Below are 22687 nucleotides of genomic sequence, written 5' to 3' on the forward strand. Positions count from 1 at the left end.
AGGGTCCGCCGTCCTGCCCTGTGGACCGCGGACCCGGCCACGACGACACCCCGAGCTTCCCTCCCGTCCGGAAAGGGGCCACCCATGCCCGATCCCGTGCGCCTGCCGTACAGCCAGCTCGACCAGATCCCGGACCGTGATCCCGAGGAGACGGCCGAATGGCGCGAGTCGCTCGACGCGGTCACCGCGGCAGCAGGTCCGCATCGCGCCGCCTATCTGATGCGCCGTGCCCTGGAGCACACCGCGCGCACCGAGGGCACCGCCCTGCCGTCCCTGCTGGAGACGGACCACGTCAACACCATCCCGACCTCCGCCGAGCCCGACTTCCCGGGTGACGAGGCGCTGGAGGCCCGGATCACCGCGTGGAACCGCTGGAACGCCGCCGCGATGGTCACCCGCGGCTCCGCACTGGGCCTGGGCGGCCACATCGCCACCTTCGCCTCGGCCGCCTGGCTCTACGAGACCGGCTTCCAGCACTTCTTCCGCGGCAAGGAGGGGCTGGGGGCATCCCCGGCGGAAGCCGGGGGAGGGAGCGGCGACCAGCTCTACATCCAGGGCCACGCCTCCCCCGGCGTCTACGCCCGCGCCTTCCTCGAAGGCCGCCTCACCGAGGACCACCTCGACCACTTCCGCCAGGAGGCCGGCGGCGAGGGCCTGCCCTCCTACCCGCACCCGCGGCGGCTGCCGTGGCTGTGGGAGTTCCCCACCGTCTCCATGGGGCTGGGCCCGCTCTCCGCCATCTACCAGGCGCGCTTCAACCGCTACCTGGAGCACCGCGGCATCAAGGACACCGCCCACTCCCACGTCTGGGCGTTCCTGGGCGACGGCGAGATGGACGAGCCCGAGTCGACCGCCGCCCTGGCGCTGGCCGGCCGCGAGGGCCTGGACAACCTGACCTTCGTCATCAACTGCAACCTGCAGCGCCTCGACGGCCCGGTCCGCCCGAACTTCAAGATCGTGCAGGAGCTGGAGGCCCAGTTCCGCGCCGCCGGCTGGAACGTCGTCAAGTCGCTGTGGGGCCGGGCCTGGGACGAGGTCTTCGCGCTCGACACCGACGGCGCCCTGATCCGCCGCCTCGGCGAGACCCCCGACGCGCAGTTCCAGACCTACGCCACCCGCGACGCCGCCTACCTGCGTGAGCACTTCTTCGGCGCGAACGACTCGCTGCGCGCGCTCGCCAGCCGCCTCACCGACGCCAAGCTGCTGGAGCTGTTCCAGACCTCCCGCGCCGGCCACGAGCCGCGCAAGGTGTACGCCGCCTACCGGGCCGCCGTCGAGCACAAGGGCGCCCCGACCGTCGTCCTGGCGCAGACCGTCAAGGGCTACACCCTCGGCGCGGGCTTCGAGTCCCGCAACGCCAACCACCAGATGAAGAAGCTGACCATGGCGGAGTTCCGCACCATGCGGGACGTCCTGGAACTCCCCATCCCGGACAGCGCCCTGGAGGGCGACCGGGTGCCGTACTGGCGCCCGGCCGAGGACGCGCCCGAGATGGTCTACCTGCGAAAGCGGCGCGCCGCCCTCGACGGCCCGGCGCCCGCCCGCAAGGTCGTCGCCAAGCCGCTGCCGATGCCCGCCGACAAGGCCTTCGACGCCCTGAAGAAGGGCTCCGGCAGCCAGGAGATCGCCACCACCATGGCGTTCGTCCGGCTGGTCAAGGACCTGATGCGGGACAAGGAGACCGGCAAGCGCTGGGTGCCGATCGTCCCCGACGAGGCCCGCACCTTCGGCATGGAGTCCCTCTTCCCGACGGCCGGCCTCTACTCCCCCCGGGGCGCGACCTACGACCCGGTCGACCGCGATCAGCTGCTCTGGTACAAGGAAGCCAAGGACGGCCAGATCCTCAACGAGGGCATCACCGAGGCCGGTTCGCTCGCCGACTTCACCGCCGCCGCGACGTCCTACGCGACGCACGGCGAGCCGATGATCCCCTTCTACATCTTCTACTCGATGTTCGGCTGGCAGCGCACCGCCGACCAGTTCTGGGCGCTGGCCGACCAGTTGGGCCGCGGCTTCGTCATCGGCGCCACCGCCGGCCGGACGACGATGACCGGCGAGGGTCTCCAGCACGCCGACGGCCACTCGCACCTGATCGCCTCCACCAACCCGGCGGCCCTCTCCTACGACCCGGCCTTCGCCTACGAGGTGGCCGTCATCGTCAAGGAGGGCCTGCGTCGGATGTACGGCCCCGACGCCGAGGACGTCTTCTACTACCTGACGGTCTACAACGAGACCAAGGTCCAGCCGGCCATGCCCGAGGGCGTCGAAGAGGGCATCCTCAAGGGCCTGTACCGCTTCAACGAGGGCGCCCGGCCCGAGGCCGACAGCCCGCAGCTGCAACTGCTGGCGTCCGGCACCGCCATCCACTGGGCCCTGGAGGCACAGCGGCTGCTGGCCGAGGACTGGGGCGTGGCGGCCGATGTGTGGTCGGCGCCGTCCTGGACGGAGCTGCGCCGGGACGCCCTGGAGTGCGACGCCGCCCGTCTGGAGGGCGAGGACCGCATCCCGTACGTGACCCGTGCGCTGGCCGGTGCGCCCGGCCCGGTCGTCGCGGTCAGCGACTGGATGCGGGCGATTCCGGACCAGATCGCGCCGTGGGTCGAGCAGGACTGGACCTCCATCGGCACCGACGGCTTCGGCCTGTCCGACACCCGTGAGGCGGCCCGCCGGCACTTCGGCGTCGACCCGCAGTCGGTGGTCGTCCAGGCGCTGGCCGCCCTCGCCCGCCGTGGCGAGGTCAAGGCGGCGGCCGTCAAGGAGGCCCGCGAGCGCTACGGGCTGTGATCCCAGGGGCGGACCCGCTCCCGGGTCCGCCCGCCCTCACGGGCACCCCGAACTCCCGTGCGGAGGCCGCCCACCCGCGCCCGGGGCCTTCGCACGGGAACCCGCTCCGCCCGGCCGGTCCAGCCCTGACCACGGCCGGGCGGGCTTTCGTTCGCCGCCGGGCGGGCCGCGTCGCCGTGCCATGTCGTGCCGTACCGCGCCGCGCTGTGCCGTACCGTGCCGTGCCGTGCGGACGAGATGACCGTGGCGGCCCGGCCCGCCCGTGCCGCCCGGCCACCGTCACCCCGGCCGTTGTCAGTGGTCGCCCGCATCATGAGGACATGCGTGCTGCCCGGCTGATCAAGATGGTGTTGCTGCTCCAGGCGCGGCCGTCGATGACGGCCGGCGAGCTGGCGCGGGAGCTGGAGGTGTCCGAGCGCACGGTCGCCCGTGATGTGCTCTCCCTCTCCGAGGCCGGCGTCCCGGTCTACGCGGACCGCGGCCGGACGGGCGGCTACCGCCTCATCGGCGGCTACCGCACCCGCCTCACCGGTCTCGCCCGCAGCGAGGCCGAGGCGCTGTTCCTGTCCGGAGTGCCCACGGCGCTGCGCGAGATGGGTCTGGCGGACGCCGCCTGCGCCGCGCGGCTGAAGGTCTCCGCCGCCCTGCTGCCCGAGCTGCGGGACGCCGCGAGGGGCGCCGCCCAGCGCTTCCACCTCGACGCACCCGGCTGGTACCAGCAGCCCGAGCCCCCCGAGCTGCTCCCCGCGCTCGCCGAAGCGGTCCGGGACGACCGCCGCCTCACCGCCCGCTACCTCCGCAAGGACACCGAGGTGACTCGGGAGTTGGAGCCGTACGGCCTGGTACTGAAGGCAGGGGTCTGGTATCTCGCGGCGCGCGTCGAGGGGGACTACCGCGTCTACCGGGTAGACCGGTTCACCGCCGTGACGGCCGCCGCGGCCGAGGAGGACGCCGCGGCCACCGGGCCCCGCACCGGCCGGTTCGACCGTGACGCCTCCTTCGACCTGCCCGCGTTCTGGGCGGCGCGGGCCGCGGAGTTCGCCCGCTCGATCCTGCGCGCGGAGGTGGTGCTGCGGCTCTCCGCGGACGGCGTACGCCAGCTGCCGTACGTCACCGACCGCGCCGCGGCCCGCGAGGCGGTCGCCCGGGCCCGGGAGGCCGCCGGCCCCGATGAGCAGGGCCGCCTGACGGTCACCCTGGCCGTGGAGTCCCCCGAGGTCGCCTACGCCCAGCTGCTGGCGCTCGGCCCCGAGGCCGAGGTGCTCGCGCCCGCCGGCCTGCGGGAGCGTATGGCGGCGGCCGCCCGCCGGATGGCGGCCGGATATGGGTAGGCGGGCGACCGTACGGCGCGGGCGGCCGTCAGCGGTAGTCGGCCGCGGGCGCGTCCCGGCCGCCGAAGACCACGTCCTCGAAGTAACCGAAGCAGTCGGGGCAGGAGCCGTCGGTGTCGGTGAAGCCGTACTCCTTCGCCAGCTGCCCGCTGGAGAGCGAACGGCCACTCCAGCGCGCCTTGTCCGGGTCGGCGGCCAGCGCCCGCACCCCGCGGGCGATCAGGGCCGGCGACTCGGCGATGGCGAAGTGCGGGTCGGTGGCCACCGCCTCGCGCCAGGTCTCCTCCGTCACCCCGAAGTGGTCCAGCATCTCCTCGGACCGCAGGAACCCGGGGGTCAGCGAGACCGCCGTGCCGCCGTGTTCGCCGAGTTCGGCGGCGAGGCCGAAGGCGATGCGGTGCGGCGCGTTCTTGGCGAGATCGAAGCAGAGGTTGTCGCGGTAGCGGCGGTTGAAGTCGGCGGTGCCGTCGGTGATCTCGACGACCAGCCCGCCGGGCCGCCGGATCAGCAGCGGCAGCGCGTAATGGCTGGTGATGAGGTGGGAGTCGATGCCCAGGCGGAGCATCCGCAGGCCGCCCGCCAGATCCAGGTCCCACAGCCGGGTGCCGAACTCGATCAGCCGGTCGCCGCCCCAGAGGCTGTTGACCAGCACATCCAGCCGGCCCTGGTCCCGGTCGATCCGCTCGACCAGTGCCCCGACCTGCTCCGGCTCCAGATGGTCGACGGGTACGGCGATGCCGGTGCCGCCCTCCTCGGTGACCAGCTCCGCGGTCTCCTCGATGGTCTCCGTGGGCCGTCCGACCTCGCTGACCCGCTCCCGCGTCGTCCGCCCGGTCACGTACACGAGGGCGCCGGCCCGCCCCAGCTCCACCGCCATCGCCCGGCCCGCGCCCCGGGTCGCCCCGGCCACCAGCGCCACCCGTCCCGCCAGTTCCTTCGTCACCTGCGCCACTCCTCGCCGTCCGGTCCGTCGCCCCCGTACACGGCGACCCTGACAGCGAAACCGGACATCTCCTGTCGGGATTCGCCGGACACTCCGCGGATCTCCCCCGCGAGCCGCCCCCTAGTCCTAGTAGGGGCCGAACGCCCGCACGCTCACGCCGCTCCGCAGCCGCCCGGTGACCGTCGCCGGGGCGCCCGGGTCGGCCGGTGCGGCCAGCGTGCTCCCGTCGCCCGTGGCCCGGACGCCCCCGGTGGCGGCGAGGTCGCCGACCTCCTGGCTGCCGGCCGCGAGGAGGTACCACCTGCCGGTCTTCGCCCGCCAGTGGATCTCGCCCACCACATGCGGACCGAAGCTGCTGCAGGCGGCGGTGTCCGTGGCCCGGCCGGCGATCCGCCCGGGGTCGGCCGGGCGCGCGGCCGGCGGCAGGAACCGCAGCGTCACGCTCCCGGGCCCGCGCCAGGTGTCCGCGCGGGTGCACACCCAGGTCGCCCGTCCCGCGTCCTCCGGGAGGCGTTGCTCGGCGAACGCCCAGTCGGTGACGGACCGTACGCCGGTGCCGCGCAGCGCCCCGAGTTCACAGGCGGTACGGGCCCAGCTCCGCAGCGCCGGGGCGCCGGTGGCCTCGTGCGGATCGCCGGCCGGGTTGCCGCCGGCGGACGGCGGCGGCACGTAGCGCAGGTGGACGGGCACGAGGTCGTCGAGGTCGGCCAGCAGGAAGGTCGCGTCATCCCCGTGGGCGGCGTTCTCCACGACCCGGGTCGAGGGCCGGAACCGCGCGACCGGCCAGCGTCCGCAGCCGCCGCCCGGCGCGGGCGGGGTCGCGATGCGGTCGGTGACCCCGTCCGGTGCGACGTGCAGGCCGTGCGGCGCGGCGGCCGGCGCCAGCAGATCGCGGGTGGTGATCTCGGAGATCCAGGGCGCGAGCAGATAGCGCATCCAGCCGTTGCCGCGCCCGATCACCAGCGCGGCGCCGGTGGTCAGATCCGCGCCGTCGACCCGTGCGAAGTGCAGCGTGGGCGTGGCGTCTTCGGGCTCGGCGTAGCGCACCAGCCGCTCACCGTCGTGGAAGACCACCACCATCACGTTGTCGATCAGCCCCGCGTAGAGCAGCTGCGGCGGATGGTCCGGCGGCCGGGTGGAGGTGCCCGCGGCCGCGGTGATCCGGGTATCGGCGGGCGGCGCCGCCCAGACCCGCAGCGCCCGCCCCAGCAGTTCGCGGTCGCCGGCCTGCCGGCCGCGGGCGGGCCAGGCGGTGAAGTCCACCCGGGAGGTGTCCGCCCACCGGTCGTTGGGGGTGCGTACCAGCCGGGCCGGGTCCAGCGCCTGTTCCGCGACGGTCCGCGGACGCACCGGCGGGTCTCCCGCGCCCCACCACAGCCCGGCCGCCGTCGCACCGAGGACGAGTACGGCGCTCAGCGCGGCCGCCGCCCGCAGCCGCTGCCGGCGCCGCAGCAGATCCGTCGGCCGGGTCTGCACCGTGCAGGGGTCGAACTCCGCGGAGTTCAGCAGCCCCCCGGCGCCGGCCCCGGCCTCGCGGTCCAGCTGCCCGGCCGCCTGCTGCGCCAGGTCCGGGGCGGGCGCCCCGGCCTCTTCGAGCACGGTGCGCGCGGCCTCCTCGTCCAGGCCCTCCAGGTGCCACAGCCCGAGGGTGGCGCGTACCGAGGCGGGGACCGCGGACAGCGCCTGGTCCAGCGCGAGTTCCTCGGCTCCGCCGGCCCGCGGGAACAGCCGCAGCCCCCAGACCTGCGGCAGCACCGGCAGCCCGTGGCGGGCCCGCCCCTCGTAGGCCAGCGCCAGCCGCAGGGTCCGCAGCCGCACCAGGTCGTAGCCGGCCTCGGCGGCCGGTCCGCGCTGGGCCGGGAGCCCGCCGTCCGGCCGGCGCAGCCGGGCCCGCGGCAGGGCCCGCTGGACCAGGGCGTGCGCGGTCAGGACCCGGCGGTGGCGGCCCATCGACGGGGGCAGGACGAGGTAGGCGAGGCGGACGAGCCGTGGATAGTGCTCGACGATGGCCGCCTCGGCCCGTTCGACATCGGCCCGGGTGCGTTCGTCCATGGGCATGGCCTGGAACAGCCCTTCGCAAAATGGTGGAATGCGCCGTCGTGGGTGGTGCACGCGTTCCAACGAGTGATTCGTGGGACGGTCACACGGCGCCCCGCCGAGCGGCGCCGGCCCGAACACACCGTCACCGATCCGAACATCCCGTCACCGCGGCGGACACCACGTCACCGATCCGGATAACGACCCCGTCGCATCCGGGGTACTCCGCATGCGGCGGGGCCCGGCAGGGCCGATGCTGGAGCCGTGATGGACGAGACGGAGTTCTGGGAACTGATCGACAGTTCCCGCGAGGTGGCCGAGGGCGACCCCGAAGAGCAGGCCGACGCGCTGGTCGAGAGGCTGCTCGGGCTCGATCCGGACGCCGTCGTAGACTTCGCCCGTCATTTCGAGGCGCGCTACAACCGGGCGTACTCCTGGGATCTGTGGGCCGCGGCGACCCTGCTGCTGGGCGGCGCCGGCGACGACGCCTTCGACTACTTCCGCTGCTGGCTGATCGGCCAGGGCCGGGAGGTCTTCGAGGGCGCGCTGCACGACCCGGACCAGCTCGCCGAGCTGCTGGACGACTTCGACGAGGCGCTGGACGGCGATGCCGAGGAGCTGGGCTACGCGGCCGACGAGGCCTACGAGCAGTTGACCGGCGGGGTGATGCCCGATCTGGCGCTGCCCGCGCCGCCGCGCGAACCGACCGGCGGCTACCTCGACTTCGAGGACGACCAGGCCCTGGCGGAGCGTCTGCCCCGCCTCTGGGACCGGTTCCGCTCCTGAGCCCGCGGCGGCTGAGGGTGTTTCAGCCGACGCGGCGCAAGCGGCGCCGCGGATTCCGCTGCCGGCCGTGACTGCGGCAGTATGGCCCCATGCGGATCGCGATCACCGGCTCGACCGGACTCATCGGCACGGCGCTCGTCCGGTCCCTGCGCACGGACGGCCATGAGGTCGTCCGGCTCGTGCGGCGTGCCCCCGCGGCGGCCGGCGAGGTGCGCTGGGACCCCAGGCGCCAGGAGCTCGACCCGGCGGGGCTGGCCGGCTGCGAGGCGGTCGTCCATCTGGCCGGTGCCGGGGTCGGCGACCACCGCTGGACGGCCGCCTACAAGCAGGAGATCCGCGACAGCCGCGTGCTGGGCACCCGGACCCTCGCCGCGGCGCTCACCGCCATGGACATCCCGCCGCGGGTCTTCGTCTCCGGCAGCGCGATCGGCTACTACGGCGACACCGGCGACCTGCGCACCGACGAGAGCGCACCGGCCGGCCACGGCTTCCTGCCGGAGGTCTGCACGGCCTGGGAGGACGCCGCGCGGCCGGTCCGGGACGCCGGCATCCGCACCGTCTTCGCCCGCACCGGTCTGGTCGTGGCCCGCTCCGGCGGCGCCTGGGGACGGCTCTTCCCGGTCTTCCGGCTCGGCCTCGGCGGCCGGTTCGGGGACGGCAGCCAGTACTGGAGCTTCATCTCGCTGACGGACCACATCGCGGCGCTGCGCCACCTCCTGGACGCCGACGACCTCACCGGACCGGTCAACCTGACGGCGCCGGAACCGGTCACCAATCGCGAGGCGACCGCCGTGATGGGCCGTGTCCTGAACCGGCCCACGCTGTGCACCGTTCCGGCGCCGGTACTGCGGGCCGCCCTCGGGGAGTTCGCCGGCGATGTGCTGGGCAGCCAGCGGGTCGTCCCGCAGCGGCTGCTGGACTCGGGGTTCGTCTTCCGCCACCCGCGGATCATCGACGCGATCCGGGCGGCATAGGCGTCCGGACGCACCGGCCGCCGCCGGGGCCGAACGGCGCCCCCGGCCGCCCCGCCGCACCGCACTCTTCGGCCACGGGCACCGGTGCGCCCCGGCCTCTGCCGCGCACATGGGCCGCCCGGTTCCGCTCCTCCTCTCCCGTACCTCCGGCATCCCCTGCGGCGACAGTGGGCATGACAACGGTGCCGCCATTGGGAGCGACCTCGGGAGGGGCATGTGCTGCGTACCACATCGGCCGTGGACGTCGTCATTGTGGGAGCCGGCCCGGCCGGACTCGCCGCCGCCCGCCATCTGACCGGCGCCGGGGTGTCCGTCGCCGTCCTGGAAGCCTCACCGGAGATCGGCGGCCGGTCCGTCACCGACCGTCTCGACGGGTTCCGGCTGGACCACTGCGGCCGGCCGCTGGCCGTCTCCGCCGCCGAGCTGCGCCGCACCCCGGGCCTGGACGCGCTGACCCCGCGCCCGTTCGCCCCCGGCCTGAGCGTCCACCACGGACTGCGGATCCAGCGCATCAGCGCCCCCCGCAGCACCAAGGGCGCGCTGTCAGCGGCGCGTGCCCTCCTGCGCGCGGACCGTCGCGCGGAGCACCGGACGGACCGTCAGACGGACGACGGGCAGGGCCGCCCTGCCGACGGGCGGGCCGCACAGGACAGGGAGCGCCGCGCCCTGCGCCGCCTCGATCGCCGCACCGGCCGTGCCGCGCCCTCGTACGCCGCTCCCGCCGCTCCCGCCCCGGCCGTCGACCGCCCCATCCGCGACGCCCTGGCGAGCCGCCCGGCCTTCCCGCCCCGCACCCATGACGCCTTCCTGCGGCCCCTGCTGGGCGCCCTGCTGTGCGATCCGCAGCTGCGCGGCTCCAGCCGGGGCGCCGCCGCCGCGCTGCGCGGCTACGCGGAGGGGCAGCTGTGGCTGCCGGCCGGCGGCGCCTGCGCCGTCCCCGAACTCCTCGCCGCCGCCCTGCCACCCGGCACGGTCCGCACCTCGGTGCGGGTCACCGCGGTGTCCACGACCGGGGTGCACACCGCCGGACACGGCCCCGTCCCCTGCCGGGCGGTGCTGGTGGCCACCGGCGCCCGCGCCGCGGCCGAGCTGCTGCCGGGGCTGCGGGTGCCCGCCTTCCACCCGGTGACGGTCCTGCACCACACCGCGGCGGCCGCCCGGGGCCGCGGCGCACCGGCCCGCGACACCACACTGATCCTGCCGACGGACGGCCCGGTCGCGTACACCTACGCCGCCGGCGCCATCGACCCGTCCCGTACCCCGCCGGGCCGCACCCTGCTCACCACGGTCGTGCTCGGCGCCGCGGCGGCGCTGCCCCCGGCCGTCCTCGACCGGGCGGTCGGACCCCAGCTGGACCGGATCCACGGTGCGTACACCGACGACCGGCAGCTGCTGACGACCCGCCACGACCCCTGCGCGGTACCGGCGATGCCGGCCCCGCACGACCCGGAGCGCCCGGTGCGGGTGCTGGCCGGCCTCTACGTCTGCGGCGACCACCGCGACACCGGCACCCTCCAGGGCGCCCTCAACTCGGGACGGCGCGCCGCCCGCGCCGTCCTCCAGGACTTCGGCCTGCCGGCCCTCACCACCGAACCGGACACCCTCCCCACGGCGGCCTGACCGGGGCGGCGCCCGGCACCTCAGCCCAGCGCCGCCACCCGCTCGCGATACCCGCGCACCGCCGCCGCGTCCCGGTAGGGCTCCAGGCGGCGCTCGAACTCCCTGACGTACTCATGGGCCCGCACGGAACGCATCTCGGAGGCCTGGAGCGCCGCCTCGGCACCCAGCGTGCAGGCCTGCTCCAGCTCCCCCAGCCCCAGCCGCGCGGTCGCCAGCACCACCCGGCAGAAGAGCCGGCTGCGCGCGAACCCGGCCGCGCGCAGTTGGAGCGAGCGCTCGGCGTGCTGGGAGGCCGCGCGGTACTGCTGGAGATCGCGGTGGCAGTGCGCCAGCTCGTCGGCGAGCTGTGCCTCGTCGAAGAAGCGCGCCCAATACGGGGTCTCGTCGCCCGGACGGACGGTCTCCAGCGCCCGCTCGGCCCGGGCCAGCGCCGCCGTGCACGCCCGGACCTCGCCCAGCACGCCGTGGCCGCGCGCCTCAGCGGAGTGCAGCAGCGCCTGCACGGCGGGCGGCGCGCTGCTGCCGATGCCCTGCTGGGCGACCCGTGCCAGCTGGACGGCCTCGCGGCCGTGGCCCAGGTAGACGGCCTGCCGGCTCATCGTCACCAGGACGTAGGACCCGTACGCCCGGTCACCGGCGGCCTGGGACAGCCGCAGGGCCTGGACGAAGTACCGCTGGGCCAGGCCGTGGGCGGCGATGTCGTACGAGGTCCAGCCCGCCAGCCGGGTCAGATCGGCGGTGGCCGCGAACAGCCGGCGGCCGGTGGCCTCCCCGTAGGAGCCGCGCAGCATCGGCTCGGCCTCGTGCTCCAGATAGCGCACCAGGGCCTGCCGGGCGTGACCGCCGCCGTAGGCGTGGTCCAGCGCCCGGAACAGCTCGCCGACCGAGCGCAGCGCCGCGATGTCCCCGGAGGTGACCCGGGAGCCCTGGGTGCGGTCGACCTGGTCGTTGCGGCGCTGGCGCGGCACCGTGGCCCGGCCGCCCTGGGCGGGCACCCGGCCGGGGGCGTCGGTGGCCTCGCCCCGGGCGACCCGCTCGTCGGCGCGGCCGATCAGCCAGTCGCGGCTGGGCACCACGAGCCCGGCCGGGGTGAAGGCGATCTTGCGCAGCTCGGCATGGCTGCCGGAGTCCTTGCGCCACAGGCCGCTGACGATGTCCACGGCCTCGCTGGGGGTCGCGGCGAACTCCAGCCCGGCGTACACCGGCGCACAGGCGTCCAGGCCGAGGTCCTGGGCGGACAGCCGGCGGCCGAGCCGGCGGGTGAACACCTCCGCGATCAGGGCGGGGGTGGTGCCGCGTGGCTGCTGGCCGCGCAGCCAGCGGGTGACCGACGTCTTGTCGTAGCGCAGGTCGAGGCCGTGCTCGATGCCGAGCTGGTCCACCCGTCTGGCGAGGCCGGCGTTGGAGAATCCCGCCTCGGCGATGAGCGCGGCGAGCTGGCGGTTGGGCGTGTGGTGCGGGGGTCGTTCCGTCATCAGCTTTACCGGTCTCCTGCCTTCCGGGCCGCACTGCCGGGTCCGGCGGACCCTGCTCCGGCACTGCTCATCGCCCTTGTGGAACGGCGTGAATGTAACGGCCTTCGGGACCCTGATCACCGCCTGCGCCCCGCGTTCATCCGATCGTGTGAGCAGGGACGGATGGGCCGGACACCGGCCGCCTGCCGGGCCAGGAACGGGCGGCCGTACAGTGGCAGGGGCGCGAAGTGGCATCAACGTTGCGGTACACCGCAACACGGGTTCGAAGAGGAGCTGCCGGTGACTGCGATCTCCCGGGGGGAGACCCCCGCACCCGAGGGGTTGCGCTTCGTGCATCTGGGCTTCGGCGCCGACGCCGTGGAATACACCGAGGCCTGGCAGGAGCAGCGCCGGGTGCACGCCGCCCGGTTCGCCGACGAGGTGCCCGACACCTGTCTGCTGCTGGAACACCAGGCCGTCTACACCGCGGGGCGGCGCACGTCCGACGACGAGCGCCCCCTGGACGGGACCCCGGTCGTCGACGTGGACCGCGGCGGGAAGATCACCTGGCACGGCCCCGGCCAGCTGGTGGGCTACCCCATCCAGAAGCTGCCGCGCCCGGTGGACGTGGTGGCCCATGTGCGCCGCCTCGAAGAGGCGCTGATCCGGGTCTGCGCCGAGTTCGGCGTGGCGGGCACCCGGGTCGAGGGCCGCAGCGGCGTGTGGGTGCTGGGCGACCCGGTGGAGCAGCGGGCGGCCCTGGGCGGGCTGAACCTCGACTTCGATCCCCGGGTGACGGACGAGCTGTTCGACCCACGGCTGAACGGTCCCGAGTACGCGCCGTCCAACGCCGGCCAGCGCCGCGAGGACCGCAAACTCGCCGCGATCGGCATCCGCGTCGCCAAGGGCGTCACGATGCACGGCTTCGCGCTGAACGTGAACCCGGACAACACCTCGTTCGACAAGATCGTCCCGTGCGGCATCCGCGATGCCGGCGTCGCCTCGCTGGCCAACGAGCTGGGCCGGGAGGTCACCATCGCCGAGGTGCTGCCCGTCGTCGAGCGGCACCTGCGGGACGTCCTCGAGGGCGCCGACCTCCTCCCCCGCGCGGTCTGAGCCGCCCGGCCCGGCAGGTACAGGTCATGCGGATCACAGGCCTCCGGGAATGGCACCCCGCCATACGGGGTTGCCCCGCACGTAAAGACGTGCGAATCAACGGGCGTACCCTGGTGTACGCCGCAGAAACGAATGCCGCGTAAGCAGAAAGGGGCGCCGGTCGTGTCCGCAGTCGCACCCGACGGACGCAAGATGTTGCGTCTCGAGGTCCGGAACAGCCAGACCCCCATCGAGCGCAAGCCCGAGTGGATCAAGACCCGGGCGAAGATGGGTCCCGAGTACAACCACCTCCAGGGCCTGGTCAAGAGCGAGGGACTGCACACGGTCTGCCAGGAGGCGGGCTGTCCCAACATCTTCGAATGCTGGGAGGACCGCGAGGCCACCTTCCTCATCGGTGGTGACCAGTGCACCCGCCGCTGTGACTTCTGCCAGATCGACACCGGCAAGCCGCAGGAGCTGGACCGCGACGAGCCGCGCCGGGTCGCCGAGTCCGTGCAGACCATGGGCCTGAAGTACGCCACGATCACCGGCGTCGCGCGCGACGACCTGGAGGACGGCGGCGCCTGGCTCTACGCCGAGACGGTCCGGCAGATCCACGCCTCGATGCCCGACACCGGCGTCGAACTGCTGATCCCCGACTTCAACGCGGTCCCCGAGCAGCTCGCCGAGGTCTTCTCCTCCCGCCCGGAGGTGCTGGCCCACAACGTCGAGACGGTCCCGCGCATCTTCAAGCGCATCCGCCCCGGCTTCCGCTACGAGCGCTCGCTGGAGGTCATCTCCAAGTCCCGCGAGGCCGGTCTGGTCACCAAGTCCAACCTGATCCTGGGGATGGGCGAGGAGCGCGAGGAGATCAGCCAGGCGCTCCAGGACCTCTACGACGCGGGCTGCGAGCTGATCACGATCACCCAGTACCTGCGCCCCTCCGTGCGCCACCACCCCATCGAGCGGTGGGTCAAGCCGGCGGAGTTCGTGGAGCTCAAGGAGGAGGCCGAGGAGATCGGCTACGCCGGTGTGATGTCCGGCCCGCTGGTCCGCTCCTCCTACCGCGCCGGCCGCCTTTACCAGCAGGCCGTGGAGCGGCGCGAGGTCGAGGCGTCCAGTCAGGCGGTTTGAGTTTCCCGACGCGCCAACTTGTGAATCGTGGCACATGCTGAGGACGCGGCCCACATTCCCCCAGTACGGGGGCGTGGGGGCCGCGTCAATGTTTCATCGGTGTTTGACCGGCCGGCCATCCGTTGGTAACACCTTTCCGTGACGATGGATGCACGCACCGCTCCCGCACCTACCCCTGCTTCTCCGAACAGATCAGAGGGAGTCACCACCATGCAGGCCGCGCCGCTCCGCGCCACCCCCACCCTCCCCATCCCCACGGTCACCGGCGCGCTGCGCGCCGTCGAGGCCGTGCTGATGCGCGGCGGGCAGCGCACCGCCCGCCGCAACGCCTGGACGTCGGTCCTGGAGGACCGCCGCCGCGCCAAGGACCGCCACGAGGCCGAGTACGTACTGGAGGCCGCGGCGACCCGGCGCCCGCACGCCACGTAGACTGCGCTGTATGGCGAGGAAGGTAAACGCTGAGGGCGCTGTCGGCGCTGCCGGCGCTGAGAACTCCGGGCGACTGAAACAGATCGCCCTGACCTACAAGATGACCCGTCGGGTCGACTCCAAGGTCGGTCTTGTCGTCGCTGGTGTAGGCATCGTCGTATTCGGCGTTCTCCTTGCCATCGGCTTCGCGATCGGCCACCCCATCTACGCGGGAATCCTGGGCTTCGTCCTGGCCTTCCTCGCGATGGCGATCGTCTTCGGACGGCGTGCCGAGCGGGCTGCCTTCGGGCAGATGGAAGGCCAGCCCGGTGCGGCGGCCGCCGTACTGGAGAACGTCGGCCGCGGCTGGACGGTCACCCCCGCGGTGGCCATGAACCGCAGCCAGGACGTGGTCCACCGCGCCGTCGGCAAGGCCGGCATCGTGCTGGTCGGCGAGGGCAACCCCAACCGCCTCCGCGGCCTGCTGGCCGCCGAGAAGAAGCGGATGGCACGCACCGTCGCCGACGCCCCCGTCCACGACATCATCGTGGGCGACGGCGAGGACCAGGTGTCGCTGAAGAAGCTCCGTACGACGCTGCTGAAGCTGCCGCGGGTGCTGCCCGGCGCCCAGGTGACGGCCGTCAACGACCGGCTCAAGGCCCTGGGCGACCTGATGAGCAACATGCCGGTCCCGAAGGGCCCCATGCCGAAGGGCATGCGCATGCCCAAGGGCGGCGGCAAGACCCGCTGACCGACCCGGCCCCACGACAGGCCACACGACAACGCCCCGGAAGAGTGCTTCCGGGGCGTTTCGTATGCGGTGGGCCGTATGCGAGGGGGCTCGTGTGCGAGGGGGCTCGTGTGCGAGGGGGCTCGTGTGCGAGGGGGCTCGTGTGCGAGGGGGCTCGTGTGCGAGGGGGTGGGGCGGCGGCGTCACCCGCCGCTGTCTCCACGGCTTCCGCTGCCTCAGAGACGGACCTGCACCGCGCGCGACAGGCGGTCGTGCAGCCCCCGCCCGTCCCGGTCCCACACCACGGCGGGGATGACCAGGACGAGCAGCACCGTGCGGACCAGGGCCCGGGGCAGGGTGATCCGGCCGCCGCCCTCGGCGACCACCCGCAGTCCCAGCAGCCGCTTGCCCGGGGTGAAGCCGACCGTGCCGACCGTCAGCACGCTGAGCACCGTGAAGACCAGCAGCGTCCAGTTGCTCGCCGACTGCGCCCGGCCGCCGCTGAGCAGGCCGTATGCGATGAGCAGGCACAGCGCCCAGTCGATGAAGAGCGCGGCGAAGCGCCGGCCGGGGCGGGCGACGGAGCCCGGCCCCTCCTCCGGCAGCCCGAGCTGCTGTCCTCGGTATCCGAACTCGACGCCCATGTCCTCGGCGGCCGCGCGGGGCCCGGAGATCCACGATCCGATTGCATGCCTGTTGTCCACCCGACCACGGTACTGCGACCATCCGCGTTCGATTCCCGGAGGGCCGCCACGGGCGGGGCCGAGGGGCTCACCGGGCGGGGGTCGCCCTGGGGCGGCTCACCGGCCGGGCCGGAGCGCGGAGGGCGGGCCGGCCCCAGGGCGGCCGGAACGCTGCATTCCGCCCCGCCCACGGCCGCGGAACGCCGGCGGAATGCAGCGCTCCACCCCATACGGAACACAGGGCTCCGACCCGCCCGGAATGCCCCTTGATGGCGCACACTGGGGGTGAAAGACGGGCGTACTCCGGTTAACCTCGGCGAAACAAATGGGTCATGCTTGGGAAATCCCGCCTGCCTATGGTCGGGCAACGCGCCACCGCACATGGTCGCGTTCCGAGTAGCAATCCCGCGTCCGCCGACCGGTGACCGGGCTAGGAGGAGTTGGATGTTCCAGAACGCCGACGAGGCCAAGAAGTTCATCGCGGACGAGGACGTCAAGTTCGTCGACGTCCGGTTCTGCGACCTGCCCGGTGTGATGCAGCACTTCACGATCCCGGCAGCGGCGTTCGACCCGACCGAGGAGCTCGCCTTCGACGGCTCGTCGATCCGCGGATTCCAGGCGATCCACGAGTCCGACATGGCGCTGCGCGCGGACCTGTCGACGGCCCGGGTGGACCCCTTCCGCCGGGACAAGACCGTCAACATCAACTTCTTCATCCACGACCCGATCACGGGCGAGCAGTACAGCCGTGACCCGCGCAACATCGCCAAGAAGGCCGAGGCCTACCTCGCCTCCACCGGCATCGCGGACACCGCGTTCTTCGGTCCGGAGGCCGAGTTCTACGTCTTCGACAGCGTCCGCTTCGAGACCTCGTCGAACCAGTCCTTCTACCACATCGACTCCGAGGCCGGCGCCTGGAACACCGGGTCGGAGGAGAACAACCGCGGCTACAAGGTCCGCTACAAGGGCGGCTACTTCCCGGCCCCGCCGGTCGACCACTTCGCCGACCTGCGTGCGGAGATCTCCCTGGAGCTGGACAAGGCCGGCCTGCAGGTCGAGCGCCAGCACCACGAGGTCGGCACCGCCGGCCAGGCCGAGATCAACTACAAGTTCAACACGCTGCTCGCCGCGGCCGACGACCTGATGCTGTTCAAGTACATCGTCAAGAACGTCGCCTGGCGCAACGGCAAGACCGCGACCTTCATGCCCAAGCCGATCTTCGGTGACAACGGCTCCGGCATGCACGTCCACCAGTCGCTGTGGCAGGGCGGCAACCCGCTCTTCTACGACGAGCAGGGCTACGCGGGCCTCTCGGACACCGCCCGCTACTACATCGGCGGCATCCTCAAGCACGCCCCGTCGCTGCTGGCCTTCACCAACCCGACGGTGAACTCCTACCACCGCCTGGTCCCCGGCTTCGAGGCCCCGGTCAACCTGGTCTACTCGCAGCGCAACCGCTCCGCGGCCATGCGTATCCCGATCACGGGCTCGAACCCCAAGGCCAAGCGCGTCGAGTTCCGCGCCCCGGACCCGTCCTCGAACCCGTACCTCGCGTTCTCTGCCCTCCTCCTCGCGGGCCTGGACGGCGTCAAGAACAAGATCGAGCCGGCCGAGCCGATCGACAAGGACCTCTACGAGCTCGCCCCCGAGGAGCACGCGGGCGTCCCCCAGGTCCCCACCTCCCTCCCCGCCGTCCTCGACGCCCTCGAGGCCGACAACGAGTACCTCCAGCAGGGCGGCGTCTTCACCGCCGACCTGATCGAGACCTGGATCGACTACAAGCGCACCCACGAGATCGCCCCGATCCAGCTCCGCCCGCACCCGCACGAGTTCGAGCTGTACTTCGACATCTAAGAACCGGCGCCCGGCGACCTGGGTGTAAGCCTGAAAACCAGCTGTGACCTGCGGAAACTCTTCTCGCGAGTTCTCGTAGGTCACAGTTGTTCTCCGCTTGCTTGTGCACCGCGTGTGCGCCGCCCGGCCATTTCTCCGACTTGATGTCAGAAACGATACGAGGGCCGCTACCCCATGTCCCGGGTAGCGGCCCTCGCTGGCTTGGCCGGCCTCCTGTGGCTTAGGCGCAGGCCAGAGCCTCCCGTACGCCGTCGGTGACACCCGGCAGGTCGCCGGCGAGGGCGGCCCACTGGTGCAGGTCGTGTTCGGTCAGGATGACCGGCCCGGTCTCGGAGACCGTGACGGCGAAGTTGAACTGGCGGGTCGTGGTACCGCGGCTGTTCTCGTAGTCGAAGTGCCCGAGGTAGCGGTCCACGGAGGAGACGGTCAGGCCGGTCTCCTCCAGCGTCTCGCGGCGGGCCGCGTCCAGGATGCTCTCTCCGGCGTCCACATGACCGGAGGGGATCTCCCACAGGCCGCCCATGTAGTCGTCCGGCTTGCGGCGGACCAGGAGGACGAGGTCGGCGTCGGTGACGACGGCCGCGGCCACGAAGGTGGTGATGCCTTCGGCTTCGGCCTCCTCTGCCAAAGTTCGGGCGAGGTCCGAGGTGACGGTCACAAGAGCTCCTTGTGGTGTTCGCTGACCTTCCTGGCCGCGCTGACGTACTGCTTGGCCAGTTTCAGATCCTGTTCACGGTGCCAGACCGGCAGCTTGATCGTGTGCGCGTGCGCCTTCTCGGCGACGGGGAAGTCACCCTCCCGGTATCGGCTGCGGGTGCTCGGGTAACCGGGGAAGAGAGGGGAGGGGTGCTGGTACAGCGGGAGTTGGTTCAGGGGGAGGGTGGAACCGGGCCGGACCAACAACGAGGGCCGCTACCCCGAAGCAGGGGTACCGGCCCTCACTGCGCGTCGCCCTGCGCGAGGCGGCGAGCGCGCTGAACCAGGAGCCGGAAGCGGTCACGGTGTCGTGTGGGATGCTGGCGCCGTGTCCGTCGCCCCGACCGTTCCTGAACCGGTCTCCGTTGTTCCGGTTGAGTCTGCCGAGAGGCCGCTGCTCACGCAGTCGTGGCTGGATCTGACCTTTCTGCACTGGGCCGTTGATCCGGGGGACGTGGCGCATCTGATGGCGCCCGGAACGGTTCCGGACACCTTTGACGGGGCCACCTATGTCGGCCTGGTGCCGTTTCGGATGCACCGCGTCGGCTGGTTCGGCCTTCCCGGTGTGCCGTATCTGGGCACCTTTCCGGAGACGAATGTGCGGCTCTATTCGGTCGACGCAAACGGGCGTCGCGGTGTGGTCTTCCGCTCGCTGGACGCCTCGCGCCTCATACCCGTGAGCATCGCGCGAACGGTCTTCCGCATGCCGTACCTGTGGTCACGGATGGCCGTTCGCCACAGCGGCGGCACCGTCTCGTACACCAGCAGCAGACGCTGGCCGGGGCCTCACGGAACGGGCAGCCGCATAGTCGTACGGCCCGGCGAGCGCATACAGGAGCCCAGTGCCCTGGAGCACTTCCTCACCGCCCGCTGGGGTATGCACCACACCGCTTTCGGGCGGCAGGTGTACCTCCCGAACGCCCACCCGCAGTGGCCGCTGCACCGGGCCGAGCTGCTCGCATGCGATGAGGGCCTCACCCGGGCCGCGGGCGTCCGCACCGCGCTCGGCGAACCCGTCAGTGTTCTCTACTCCCCCGGGGTCGCCGTACGGTTCGGACGCCCCACGCGAGCCGGCGAAGTCCCCGCGCCCTTGGGCACAGGTCCGGCCCGGCGCCCCGCTTCGAGCTGAGGCGGCCCGCCGCCCCCGCGCGGCAGGACTACGCGGTCACCCGCTGCCCTTCACCCGCGGCGGCCCGGAGCAGCACCCCGGCGAGCGCGTCCGGGGCGGAGAGCATCGGCCAGTGCCCGGTGTCGAGTTCGAAGAAGGTCACGTGCGGCTCGGTGAGCACACGGAAGCGCGGCTCCCCGGACCGCACCAGGGACTCGACCATGGCGATGTTCATCCCCGTGCCGGTGCAGAAGACGCCGCTGGTCGGCAGGTGGGCGGCGGCGCCCGACAGCCGGAGCGGCCGGGTGAGTGTTCCCAGCGGCTGCGGCGCGGCCAGGCGGACGAGCCGGGTCAGCGCGTCTGCCGGGACGCCCGCGACGCTGTTCCAGGCCTGCACGTCGTCGAGTGACGGCGGGGGGATCCGCCAGCCGTCCTCGGCCTGTTCGGCCCGCTGCCGCCACCCGTCACGGACCGCCGGATCGGGCTCGAATGCGCGGACCAGGCCGTGCACCGAGTAGCCGTCCATCGGCAGGGGCGCCGACACGTACACGATCCGGGAGACCCGTTCCGGGCGCCGGTCGGCGGCGCCCAGCGCCGAAAAGCTGCCGTAACAGTGGGCGACGAGCACCACCTCCGGCGCGTCCGAGTGATCGATGAGCTGCACCAGATCCTCGATGTGGGTCTCCAAGTCCGTCTCCGGGGACGCCAGATGACGGCGGTCGCCCATGCCGGTGAGCGTGGCCGCGCAGGCCCCGGCTCCCCGCTCCCGTAGCCGCTCCGCCACGTCCCGCCACAGCCAGCCGCCCATGTGACCGCCCGACACCAGCACATACGTCGTCATCAACGCCTCCTCGCGCGGATCGCCGCGCGGCCGGCCCCCGTTGGCCCGGCCGCGCGTGCCGTTACGGTAGGAGCTCCCCCTGAGGGAGGTTCAAGGTATGACCGTGTCCGCGTCCCCTGACGGCATGTGGAGCATCGGCGAACTCGCCGAGCAGGCGGGCGCCACCGTCAAGACCGTCCGCTTCTACTCGGACCGCGGCCTGCTGCCCGAGGCCGCCCGCAGCGCCGGGGGTCACCGTCGGTACGGACCCGAGGCCCTGGACCGGCTCCGTCTGATCCGTTCGCTGCGCACTCTCGACCTGCCGCTGCCGCAGGTCGACCGGATCCTCGCCCAGGAGGACGGGCCGGGCGCGACGGACGCCCTGGAGGACGCCGTCGCGGGGCAGTTGAGAGAACTCGGCACGCAACTGTCCGCCCTGCGCTGGAAGGAGGCCGCCCTGCGCCTTCTCCGCGACTGCCCACCCGGGGAACGCGCCGACCGCCTGCGCCTGATCGGTGCCGTGCCCCTCCCGCCCCATACGGACGCCCTGGCCCGCTTCTGGCGTCATGTACTCCCCGCCCGGCTCCCGGCCCGACTGCTCTCCACGCTGCTCGAAGCGGCGGTGCCGCAGCCTCCCGCCGATCCGACCCCGTCCCAGGTCCTGACCTTCGTCCGGCTGCATGCCGTCGCCACCGACCCCCGCGTGCTCGACATCGACCTCCGCCGCCGCGCAGCCCGGACCCCCGACGAGGCCTGCCGCCCGGCCGTCCTCTACGAAGGGCTGGTCGAGGCGTGCGCGCTCGCCTCGGCGGACGTACGAGCCCAAAGGCGGCCGCACGCGGGCGAGGCACTCGACTGCTTCGTCAGCGCCCACGCGGGCTTGCGCAACACGCGGGACACCCCTGCCTTCCGCCGCCAGCTCAGCACCCAGCTGGCCCGGGTCGCGCATCCCCTCATCGACCGCTACTGGCAACTCGCCGGTGACCTCCCCCCCGCCGCCTCGCAACCGACCATCGGCGCCATGGACGACTGGCTCCGCGCCGCGCTGGAGACGCAGGTCGGCCAGATGACTGAGTCCGATGTTTGTGCCGGCCGCGACTACGACGAAGGGCGCCCGTCGGCTCGTGTGTGACTACCGGCCTGGACGCCCTTCTGGCGGCGCTGTACGTGTTCATCGACGACCACGTGGTCCCTTGTCGCCGGATCGTGCGACCCCCGGCCGAGCTGCTGTGCCTCGCCTCGCCCAGGTCCTGCTCGGAGCCGTCGCCGGACGGCCTTCGGCCCGTACGCCCGGATGCGGCCTTTTCGGTGGCCCCCTTCCGCCCCCTTCGAGGCAGACTGGGCATATGCCTGAATTGCCGGAAGTTGAAGCGTTGGCCCGGTTCCTGGAGGAGCGGCTGGTCGGGCGGGGGGTGGGGCGGGTGTATGCGGTGTCCGTGCATGCGCTCAAGACGTATGAGCCGCCGCTGGACGCGCTGGAGGGCGGGCGGGTCGAGGGGGTGGCGCGGCACGGGAAGTTTCTGGATCTGCGGGTCGGGGAGCTGCATCTGGTGATGCATCTCGCGCGGGCGGGGTGGGTGCGGTGGAGTGACCGGCTGCCGGAGGTGCCGCCGCGGCCCGGGAAGGGGCCGCTGGCGCTGCGGGTGCGGCTCGCGGAGCCCGTGGACGGGGCGGGGTTCGATGTGACCGAGGCCGGGAGTCAGAAGCATCTGGCGGTGTATGTGGTGCGGGATCCCGAGGAGGTGGCGGGGATCGCGCGGCTGGGGCCGGATCCGCTGGCGGAGGGCTTCTCCCTGGAGGTCTTCGCGGGGCTGCTGGACGGGGAGCGCCGGCAGATCAAGGGCGTGCTGCGGGATCAGGGCGTGCTGGCCGGGATCGGGAACGCCTACTCGGACGAGATTCTGCACACCGCCCGGATGTCGCCGTTCAAGATGGCCGCCGCGCTCTCCGGGGAGGAGGCGGCGCGGATCTACGAGGCGATCGGTACGACGCTGCGCGACGCGGTCGAGCGGTCGCGGGGGCTGGCGCTCAAGGACCTGAAGGGGGAGAAGAAGAGCGGGCTGCGGGTGCACGGGCGGAAGGGGGAGGCCTGTCCGGTGTGCGGGGACACCATCCGGGAGGTGTCGTTCAGCGATTCGTCGCTCCAGTACTGCCCGACCTGCCAGACCGGGGGCAAGATCCTGGCGGACCGGCGGCTGTCGCGGCTGTTGAAGTAGCCGGGGCGGCCGCC

General features: G+C 72.9%; 20 protein-coding genes and 1 pseudogene. 14 read left to right on the plus strand and 7 right to left on the minus strand.

Annotated features, from left to right (window positions below; translation table 11 throughout):
• Positions 1–84 precede the first annotated feature (84 nt).
• The gene (gene aceE, locus ACQP17_RS10285) at positions 85–2784 is read left to right on the plus strand and encodes a pyruvate dehydrogenase (acetyl-transferring), homodimeric type (RefSeq protein ID WP_433855980.1); all 2700 of its coding nucleotides are present in this window, start codon (positions 85–87) and stop codon (positions 2782–2784) included.
• A gap of 320 nt (positions 2785–3104) precedes the next feature.
• Entirely contained in the window at positions 3105–4115 is a 1011-nt protein-coding gene (locus ACQP17_RS10290) for a helix-turn-helix transcriptional regulator (protein ID WP_433855981.1), read from the plus strand.
• 28 nt (positions 4116–4143) lie between these two features.
• Here ACQP17_RS10290 and ACQP17_RS10295 read toward each other — a convergent pair whose 3' ends face one another.
• Positions 4144–5058, minus strand: a complete 915-nt coding sequence (locus ACQP17_RS10295; RefSeq protein ID WP_433855982.1) for an SDR family oxidoreductase — start codon at positions 5056–5058, stop codon at positions 4144–4146.
• Positions 5059–5184: 126 nt separating this feature from the next.
• Positions 5185–7110, minus strand: coding sequence for a hypothetical protein (locus tag ACQP17_RS10300; protein ID WP_433855983.1), 1926 nt, complete (start codon positions 7108–7110; stop codon positions 5185–5187).
• Positions 7111–7362: 252 nt separating this feature from the next.
• Here ACQP17_RS10300 and ACQP17_RS10305 point away from each other — a divergent pair, with 252 nt between their 5' ends.
• The 3 genes from ACQP17_RS10305 (at position 7363) to ACQP17_RS10315 (ending at position 10475) form a co-directional block, all read left to right on the plus strand.
• Entirely contained in the window at positions 7363–7881 is a 519-nt protein-coding gene (locus ACQP17_RS10305) for a DUF4240 domain-containing protein (RefSeq protein WP_433859877.1), read from the plus strand.
• Between the two features lie 89 nt (positions 7882–7970).
• On the plus strand, positions 7971–8855 hold the full coding sequence (locus tag ACQP17_RS10310; protein ID WP_433855984.1) for a TIGR01777 family oxidoreductase: 885 nt from the start codon (positions 7971–7973) through the stop codon (positions 8853–8855).
• 216 nt (positions 8856–9071) lie between these two features.
• Positions 9072–10475 (plus strand): FAD-dependent oxidoreductase, encoded by a 1404-nt coding sequence (locus ACQP17_RS10315; RefSeq protein WP_433855985.1) that lies wholly within the window; start codon positions 9072–9074, stop codon positions 10473–10475.
• A 20-nt stretch (positions 10476–10495) separates the two neighbouring features.
• Here ACQP17_RS10315 and ACQP17_RS10320 read toward each other — a convergent pair whose 3' ends face one another.
• Positions 10496–11950 carry a regulator gene (locus ACQP17_RS10320; protein WP_433855986.1) on the minus strand — a complete coding sequence of 485 codons (1455 nt, stop codon included), beginning with the start codon at positions 11948–11950 and terminating at the stop codon, positions 10496–10498.
• Between the two features lie 279 nt (positions 11951–12229).
• Here ACQP17_RS10320 and lipB point away from each other — a divergent pair, with 279 nt between their 5' ends.
• The 4 genes from lipB (at position 12230) to ACQP17_RS10340 (ending at position 15317) form a co-directional block, all read left to right on the plus strand.
• Entirely contained in the window at positions 12230–13045 is an 816-nt protein-coding gene (gene lipB / locus ACQP17_RS10325) for a lipoyl(octanoyl) transferase LipB (RefSeq protein ID WP_433855987.1), read from the plus strand.
• A gap of 162 nt (positions 13046–13207) precedes the next feature.
• A complete protein-coding gene (gene lipA / locus ACQP17_RS10330) occupies positions 13208–14158 on the plus strand; it encodes a lipoyl synthase (protein WP_127150489.1) in 951 nt (316 codons plus the stop codon).
• A gap of 210 nt (positions 14159–14368) precedes the next feature.
• Entirely contained in the window at positions 14369–14587 is a 219-nt protein-coding gene (locus tag ACQP17_RS10335; RefSeq protein ID WP_364882404.1) for an SCO2195 family GlnR-regulated protein, read from the plus strand.
• A gap of 10 nt (positions 14588–14597) precedes the next feature.
• On the plus strand, positions 14598–15317 hold the full coding sequence (locus ACQP17_RS10340; RefSeq protein ID WP_433855988.1) for a DUF4191 domain-containing protein: 720 nt from the start codon (positions 14598–14600) through the stop codon (positions 15315–15317).
• Positions 15318–15532: 215 nt separating this feature from the next.
• Here the strand turns inward: ACQP17_RS10340 and ACQP17_RS10345 are convergent, their stop codons facing one another.
• Positions 15533–16000 (minus strand): RDD family protein, encoded by a 468-nt coding sequence (locus tag ACQP17_RS10345; protein WP_433855989.1) that lies wholly within the window; start codon positions 15998–16000, stop codon positions 15533–15535.
• Positions 16001–16423: 423 nt separating this feature from the next.
• On the opposite strand from ACQP17_RS10345, the gene glnA reads away from it, so the two are divergent.
• Entirely contained in the window at positions 16424–17833 is a 1410-nt protein-coding gene (gene glnA, locus ACQP17_RS10350) for a type I glutamate--ammonia ligase (protein ID WP_433855990.1), read from the plus strand.
• A gap of 220 nt (positions 17834–18053) precedes the next feature.
• On the opposite strand, the gene ACQP17_RS10355 is transcribed toward glnA, so the two are convergent.
• Positions 18054–18491, minus strand: a complete 438-nt coding sequence (locus ACQP17_RS10355) for an NUDIX hydrolase (protein WP_433855991.1) — start codon at positions 18489–18491, stop codon at positions 18054–18056.
• Positions 18488–18736, minus strand: coding sequence for a hypothetical protein (locus ACQP17_RS10360; protein WP_433855992.1), 249 nt, complete (start codon positions 18734–18736; stop codon positions 18488–18490). Before ACQP17_RS10360 ends, ACQP17_RS10355 begins: the two co-directional genes overlap by 4 nt.
• A 121-nt stretch (positions 18737–18857) precedes the next feature.
• Between ACQP17_RS10360 and ACQP17_RS10365 the strand changes: the two genes are divergently transcribed.
• Entirely contained in the window at positions 18858–19658 is an 801-nt protein-coding gene (locus ACQP17_RS10365; protein WP_433855993.1) for a YqjF family protein, read from the plus strand.
• A 28-nt stretch (positions 19659–19686) separates the two neighbouring features.
• On the opposite strand, the gene ACQP17_RS10370 is transcribed toward ACQP17_RS10365, so the two are convergent.
• A complete protein-coding gene (locus ACQP17_RS10370) occupies positions 19687–20478 on the minus strand; it encodes an alpha/beta fold hydrolase (protein ID WP_433855994.1) in 792 nt (263 codons plus the stop codon).
• Between the two features lie 97 nt (positions 20479–20575).
• Between ACQP17_RS10370 and ACQP17_RS10375 the strand changes: the two genes are divergently transcribed.
• The 3 genes and pseudogenes from ACQP17_RS10375 (at position 20576) to ACQP17_RS10385 (ending at position 22673) form a co-directional block, all read left to right on the plus strand.
• Positions 20576–21589 carry a MerR family transcriptional regulator gene (locus ACQP17_RS10375; RefSeq protein WP_433855995.1) on the plus strand — a complete coding sequence of 338 codons (1014 nt, stop codon included), beginning with the start codon at positions 20576–20578 and terminating at the stop codon, positions 21587–21589.
• Positions 21586–21716, plus strand: a pseudogene (locus ACQP17_RS10380) (IS982 family transposase); the annotation flags it as partial. The gene ACQP17_RS10375 and the pseudogene ACQP17_RS10380, both read left to right, overlap by 4 nt.
• Before the next feature lie 87 nt (positions 21717–21803).
• On the plus strand, positions 21804–22673 hold the full coding sequence (locus tag ACQP17_RS10385; RefSeq protein WP_433859878.1) for an Fpg/Nei family DNA glycosylase: 870 nt from the start codon (positions 21804–21806) through the stop codon (positions 22671–22673).
• Positions 22674–22687: the final 14 nt, after the last annotated feature.

Origin of the sequence: Streptomyces kronopolitis, from assembly GCF_050953795.1 — a bacterium.
Lineage (GTDB): Bacteria > Actinomycetota > Actinomycetes > Streptomycetales > Streptomycetaceae > Streptomyces > Streptomyces kronopolitis_A.

Bases quoted from the DNA above. Each gene is read 5' to 3' on its own strand.
- ACQP17_RS10335 (WP_364882404.1), top strand. From the start codon at position 14,369: ATGCAGGCCGCGCCGCTCCGCGCCACCCCCACCCTCCCCATCCCCACG.
- ACQP17_RS10370 (WP_433855994.1), bottom strand. From the start codon at position 20,478: ATGACGACGTATGTGCTGGTGTCGGGCGGTCACATGGGCGGCTGGCTG.
- ACQP17_RS10385 (WP_433859878.1), top strand. From the start codon at position 21,804: ATGCCTGAATTGCCGGAAGTTGAAGCGTTGGCCCGGTTCCTGGAGGAG.
- aceE (WP_433855980.1), top strand. From the start codon at position 85: ATGCCCGATCCCGTGCGCCTGCCGTACAGCCAGCTCGACCAGATCCCG.
- ACQP17_RS10375 (WP_433855995.1), top strand. From the start codon at position 20,576: ATGACCGTGTCCGCGTCCCCTGACGGCATGTGGAGCATCGGCGAACTC.
- ACQP17_RS10310 (WP_433855984.1), top strand. From the start codon at position 7,971: ATGCGGATCGCGATCACCGGCTCGACCGGACTCATCGGCACGGCGCTC.
- glnA (WP_433855990.1), top strand. From the start codon at position 16,424: ATGTTCCAGAACGCCGACGAGGCCAAGAAGTTCATCGCGGACGAGGAC.
- ACQP17_RS10340 (WP_433855988.1), top strand. From the start codon at position 14,598: ATGGCGAGGAAGGTAAACGCTGAGGGCGCTGTCGGCGCTGCCGGCGCT.
- ACQP17_RS10305 (WP_433859877.1), top strand. From the start codon at position 7,363: ATGGACGAGACGGAGTTCTGGGAACTGATCGACAGTTCCCGCGAGGTG.
- ACQP17_RS10290 (WP_433855981.1), top strand. From the start codon at position 3,105: ATGCGTGCTGCCCGGCTGATCAAGATGGTGTTGCTGCTCCAGGCGCGG.
- ACQP17_RS10300 (WP_433855983.1), bottom strand. From the start codon at position 7,110: ATGGACGAACGCACCCGGGCCGATGTCGAACGGGCCGAGGCGGCCATC.
- ACQP17_RS10320 (WP_433855986.1), bottom strand. From the start codon at position 11,950: ATGACGGAACGACCCCCGCACCACACGCCCAACCGCCAGCTCGCCGCG.